This is a genomic window from Streptomyces sp. NPDC060198 (genome assembly GCF_042728415.1).
Lineage (GTDB): Bacteria > Actinomycetota > Actinomycetes > Streptomycetales > Streptomycetaceae > Streptomyces.
Genome location: NZ_JBHWZJ010000432.1, coordinates 1 through 5,365 on the forward strand (window position 1 = coordinate 1; position 5,365 = coordinate 5,365).

The 5,365-nt window shown below is 73.0% G+C and carries 5 protein-coding genes; 2 read left to right on the forward strand and 3 right to left on the reverse strand.

The features are described 5' to 3' along the window. Positions 1 to 103: 103 nt before the first annotated feature. Complete coding sequence (locus ACFWEP_RS30975; protein ID WP_387375066.1) at positions 104 to 1,300, reverse strand: hypothetical protein; 1,197 nt, start codon at positions 1,298 to 1,300, stop codon at positions 104 to 106. Continuing rightward, entirely contained in the window at positions 1,297 to 2,256 is a 960-nt protein-coding gene (locus ACFWEP_RS30980) for a 5-dehydro-4-deoxyglucarate dehydratase (RefSeq protein WP_387375068.1), read from the reverse strand. The genes ACFWEP_RS30975 and ACFWEP_RS30980 overlap by 4 nt, the downstream gene beginning before the upstream one ends. Before the next feature lie 254 nt (positions 2,257 to 2,510). Here ACFWEP_RS30980 and ACFWEP_RS30985 point away from each other — a divergent pair, with 254 nt between their 5' ends. Both ACFWEP_RS30985 and ACFWEP_RS30990 read left to right on the forward strand, forming a co-directional pair. Beyond that, positions 2,511 to 3,320: an NAD-dependent epimerase/dehydratase family protein gene (locus tag ACFWEP_RS30985; RefSeq protein WP_387375071.1), complete on the forward strand. Its 810-nt coding sequence runs from the start codon at positions 2,511 to 2,513 to the stop codon at positions 3,318 to 3,320. A gap of 191 nt (positions 3,321 to 3,511) precedes the next feature. Further along, a complete protein-coding gene (locus ACFWEP_RS30990; protein WP_387375069.1) occupies positions 3,512 to 4,735 on the forward strand; it encodes a TerD family protein in 1,224 nt (407 codons plus the stop codon). Positions 4,736 to 5,066: 331 nt separating this feature from the next. Here the strand turns inward: ACFWEP_RS30990 and ACFWEP_RS30995 are convergent, their stop codons facing one another. Continuing rightward, positions 5,067 to 5,297 (reverse strand): hypothetical protein, encoded by a 231-nt coding sequence (locus ACFWEP_RS30995; protein WP_266703095.1) that lies wholly within the window; start codon positions 5,295 to 5,297, stop codon positions 5,067 to 5,069. Positions 5,298 to 5,365: the final 68 nt, after the last annotated feature.

Below are 5,365 nucleotides of genomic sequence, written 5' to 3' on the forward strand. Positions count from 1 at the left end.
GGAGGTCAGGGCTCCCGCCGGTCGTCGTGGACCGGCCGCCGTCGCCGGTGTCGCCCGTACCGGATTCCGGTACGGGCCGTCTCATGCCCCGATACGCCTGCGGCTACGCCTCGTCCCGTCCTGCGATGCGGCCCAGCGCGGCGGAGACGGTCGCGAGGTCGGCGTCCGAGGCCAGTCCCGCGTGGTAGAGCCGGAGTTCGGTGGCGCCCAGGGACGCGGCGTGGGCGGCGTCCCGTTCCAGCGTGGCGGGGCTGCCGCCCATGCCGGAGACCACGCCGAAGTTGGCGGCGAGCACGCCCCGGTGGTCCGCGAACGGCCCGAGGACCGCCTCACGGGCGGCGTCGCTCCCGGTGCACGGCAGCACCACGCCGTCGGCGACGGAGAGGATGTGGCCGGGATCGACGCCGACGTTGGCGCCGGTGCGGTGGAACGCCGGGTCCGCGTGCAGCAGTACCTGGAAGCCCGCCCCGGACGGGGCCGCCGCCTCCCGCACGGCCGAGACCGCCGCCTCCTGGAGAGCACGAGCGGCCTCGCGGCGCCAGCCGAGGGTGGCCGCCGCCCGTTCGGCGCCGAGCAGCTCCTCCACGCCCGCCCAGCCCGGGGCGGGTTCGGCACCCGTCCACACGGGCTCCAGCGCGCGGCGCACCGCGGTGCCCAGTCCGTCCGGGTCGAGCCCGTGCCGGGCGTATCCGGCGGCGCACTCCGAGCAGAAGCAGAGCGACATCAGGTACTGGGCGGCCTCACCGAGCGCCACTCCCTGGACCTTGTCGTGCCCGTGCAGGTGCGCGAAGCCGTACCAGCCGCACGACTCCAGTTCGGTGCCGCGCGCGCCGGGCCGGGTGGCCGCCTCGGCGGCCAGGTCCACGAGGTGGGCGCGGACCTCGGGCCGGGCGACGCAGGGGGCCCACGGGTAGCGGTCGCCGTAGGCGTTGACCACGGACCTCCCCGGGAACTCCTCCCCCAGGCGGGAGTCGTGCGCGAGCACGACCCAACTGTGCACCTCCAGACCGGCGTCCACCAGAGCCTCGGCGGCGGCGGCCCAGGGGTCCTCGCCCGGGGTCCAGTTCTGCCGTCGGGGCGCGGCCTCCCGCCCGGCCCAGCGCTTCTCGTCCGGCGGGTAGAGCACCGCGGCGTACGCAGCGGTGACGATCCGGGTCGTGGGATGGCGGGGGGTGAGGGCCCGGGTGGAGTGGTACGCCGAGGCGAGGGTCACCTGCTGGACACCGAGTCCCGCGATGCGGGCGGCGGCATCCGGGTCACCGACGACGTCCCAGGGGTAGAGGAAGGCCGAGGTCTTCACGCCCCGCCCTCCACGGCGCGCTCCGCCAGCAGGGCCCGGCCGTCGTCGATGATCTGCGCGAGTTCCTTGACGTGCGCGGCGGGCGGTTCGGTGAGCGGGGTGCGCACCTCGCCGACGTCGAGCCCTTGGAGCCGTACGGCCGCCTTGACCAGGGATACGGCGTAGCCGCGCCCCTTGGCGCGCAGTTCGACCAGCGGCCGGTAGAAGCGGTCCAGCAGGGCGTCGGCCAGCTCGTCGTCGCCCGATGCGAGCGCGCGGTAGAAGGCGAGCGCGATGTCGGGAGCGAAGGCGAAGACCGCGGAGGAGTAGAGCGTGACGCCGATGCCCCGGTAGGCGAGCCCGGTGAGTTCGGCGGTGGGCAGCCCGTTGAAGTACAGGAAGTCGCCGCCGGGCGACGCGGTGCGCACGGCGCTGACGATGCGCTGCATCAGGTCCAGGTCGCCGACACCGTCCTTGAGGCCGATGATGCCGGGCGTGCCGGCCAGGGCGACGACGGTCTCGGGGGTGAAGACGGCGTTGTCGCGCTGGTAGACGATCGTCTCCAGGCGGGTCGCCGCGGCGAGCGCGGTGTAGTGCGCGAGCAGTCCCCGCTGGTCGGCGACGACGAGGTACGGCGGCATGGCGAGGAGCCCGTCCGCGCCGGCCTCCTCGGCGAGCTCGGCGTACTGCACCGCCAGCGCGGTGCCGTAACCCGCGCCGGCGACGACGGGCACCTGTCCGGCTGTCTCCTCGACCGCCGCGGCGACGACCCGGCCGAACTCGGCGGGCGTCAGCGCGTGGAATTCACCGGTGCCGCAGCAAGCGAAGACGGCTGCCGCGCCGGCGTCGATCCCGGCTCGCACGTGACGGCGGAACGCGAGGAGGTCCACGTCCCCGTCCGGGCCGTACGCGGTGACGGGGAAGAAGAGCGGCCCGGCGACTTCGGTGAGCCGGGCGGCGAGGGGGGCTGAGGTCACGGGCGCTCCCTGAGCGAGTTCCGGGCGTACACAACTCTGATTGGTGTCCATATTTATGAACGACGTCACGCTAAAGCAGCGCCCGGGGGCCGGTCAAGGTGGAAACCGTGACACCCGAGGCGAGTTCGGCGCGGCCGCGAGCCCTTGACGAAGGCCGCCACCCCTCCCTACGTTGTCCACGCATGTGAATGTCATCCATGGATCTGGCGCGCTGCGGCTCAGTCTCGCCGCGCCGAGGAGGCCCAGTGCCCGGTTTGCCCGCTCCCCGCACGATCCTGCTCACCGGAGCCGCAGGCGGTCTCGGCACGCTGATGCGCGAACTGCTCCCCGCTTACGGCTACGAGCTGCGCCTCTTCGACCTCGTGCCGATCGAGGGCGAGCCGGACGCGATCACCGCCGACCTGGCCGACCGGGAGGCGCTGCGCGAGGCCGTACGCGGCGTCGACGCGATCATCCACCTCGCCGGCATCTCGCTGGAAGCCTCCTTCGACAAGATCCTGCGCGCCAACATCGAGGGCACGTACAACCTGTACGAGGCGGCCCGCGAGGAGGGCGTGCGCCGGATCGTGTTCGCCTCCTCCAACCACGCGATCGGCTGGACCCCCGCGCCGGTGGCCGGTGAGCCGCTGATCCCGGTGGACACCCCCCGGCGCCCCGACACCTTCTACGGCCTCTCCAAGTCCTTCGGCGAGGACCTGGCCCAGCTCTACCAGGACCAGCACGGCGTCGAGACCGTGTCGGTCCGGATCGGCTCCTGCTTCCGCGAGCCGACCTCGGTGCGGATGCTGTCGGTCTGGCTCAGCCCCGAGGACGGCGCCCGCCTCTTCCACGCGGCGCTCACCGCCCCGGACGTCGCCCACACCGTGGTCTACGGCTCGTCCGCCAACACCCGCCTGTGGTGGGACCTGTCGACCGCCCGGACCCTCGGGTACGAGCCGCAGGACGACTCGGAGCGGTTCGCGGAGAAACTGGTCGCCGAGTTCGGCGAGCTGGACCCGGACGACCCGGCCCAGACCCACGTCGGCGGCCCCTTCGTCACCGACCCGCCGATCTGGCCGTACTGAGCCGGCGGCCGGGCAGCCACGAGCGGGCCGGAAGGCGACGGGCCGGAGAGGGACGGGCCGGAAGGCGGCGGGCCGGAGGGGGACGGGCCGGCCGTAGGGGCGCGCGGGACTTCCGGCGTGCTCCCCCCGGACGGGTGAACCGTCACGGAAGGTAAGGGAACGGCAAAGCCGGGTCGTTCGTTACCCCGGTCATGACCGCAATGACCCCCGGCTCGAACATCCCTCTCTCCGCCGCCCGCGTGGCGGTGGACGTGACCGCCCCGGTGCGGCTCGACGTCTCGGGCCTGCTGCTCTCCGCCGACGGCAAGGTCCGCTCCGACGACGACTTCATCTTCTACAACCAGCCCTCGGGCCCCGGAGTGACCTACCGCTCCGGCGGCGGCACGGCGCCGGACTCGATCGTGGTGGACACCGCCGCGGTGCCGCCCGGCATCGAGAAGATCGTCGTCACCGCGAGCCCCGACGCGGCGGGCCAGAGCTTCCAGGGCATCGAGCCCACCGCCACCGTGCGCGACGCCGACAACGGCGGCGTCCTCGCCTCCTTCACCCCGCCGCGTCTGGGCGCCGAGACGGCACTCGTGGTCATCGAGATCTACCGCCGCCAGGGTGCCTGGAAGGCCCGCGCCGTCGGCCAGGGGTACGCCGACGGCCTGGCGGGCATCGCCACGGATTTCGGCGTGACCGTGGAGGAGGAGCCCGCCGCCCAGGCCGCTCCCCCGGCCCCGGCAGCCCAGGCCGCGTACCCGCAGGCAGCACCCGCGGACCCGAGGATCGCACCGCCGATGCCGCCGATGCCGCCCGCTCCCCCCGCCGCTCCCCCGGCCCCCGCGTCCTCCGGGAAGATCAATCTCGACAAGGGCCGGGTCAGCCTCCAGAAGAACCAGACGGTCTCGCTGGTCAAGGGCGGTCGTCCGCTGCTCTCGCAGGTCAAGATGGGCCTCGGCTGGGAGCCCGCGTTCCGGGGCAAGGACATCGACCTGGACGCCTCGGTGATCGCCTACGGCCCCGACCGCAAGCACCTCGACAGCTGCTACTTCGGGAAGCTGTCGATCCTCAACGGCGCGATCAAGCACTCCGGCGACAACCTCACCGGCGAGGGCGCGGGGGACGACGAGGTGATCGTCGTGGACCTCGGCCGCATCCCCGCCGAGGCCACCGGCCTGGTCTTCACGGTGAACTCCTTCACCGGCCAGAAGTTCACCGAGGTGGCGAAGGCGTACTGCCGCCTGCTCGACGCGGCCACCGGCGAGGAGCTGGTCCGCTTCGAACTGAGCAGCACGGAGCCGCAGACCGGCGTGATGATGGCCAAGCTCATCCGGCAGTTCACCGGTGAGTGGGAGATGACCGCGATGGGCGAGTACGTGAAGTCACGCACCGTACGCGGGATGGTGAAGCCGGCCGCCTCGGCGCTCTAGGGCCGCGAGGGGCACTGTTCGCCCCGGGAGGAGCGCCGTCCGGTGCGGTCCCGCGCTCAAGGCGGTCGGAAGTCTTCGGAGCGGAGCTGCCAGGGCTTCCGGCCGAGGCGCCGGGCGTGCGTGCCGACGAGGAGACGGGGCGGACCTTGCCGGGGGGGGCGGCCACCCGTCGGCCCCCTGGGGGGCGGCACGCGGCGGCAGACGCGAAGCAGCGGCCCCACAACGGCTTCCGGGGCACCTGGTGTCTCTCAGGTGCCCCGGTTGCGGGCGCTCTCCGGCGGACGGCCGCTCGTACCCGAGGGCATGTCCGTCCGGCACGCCCCTGAAGCTCTCAGAGCTTGGTCAGCTTGGAATACGGGCTCAGGATCCTCCCCTGACGCCCCGCGAAGTCGATGAGGACTGCGTCGTTGTCGCCCTCGACAGCGAGAACCCGCCCGAGGCCGAACTGGTCGTGCGACACCCGGTCGCCCACGTCGAAGCATTCGACCGGTGGGGCCGCCTGGGCCGGGCGGTTGAAGGGACTGGAAGGCAGGTGACGCCGGGATCCGGCTGACTGTTTCATTACCTTGAGTATGCGCCACCGGGACGCCCGGCGCTATGCCCGTTCCCGCCCTCGGCCCAGTAGTGCCG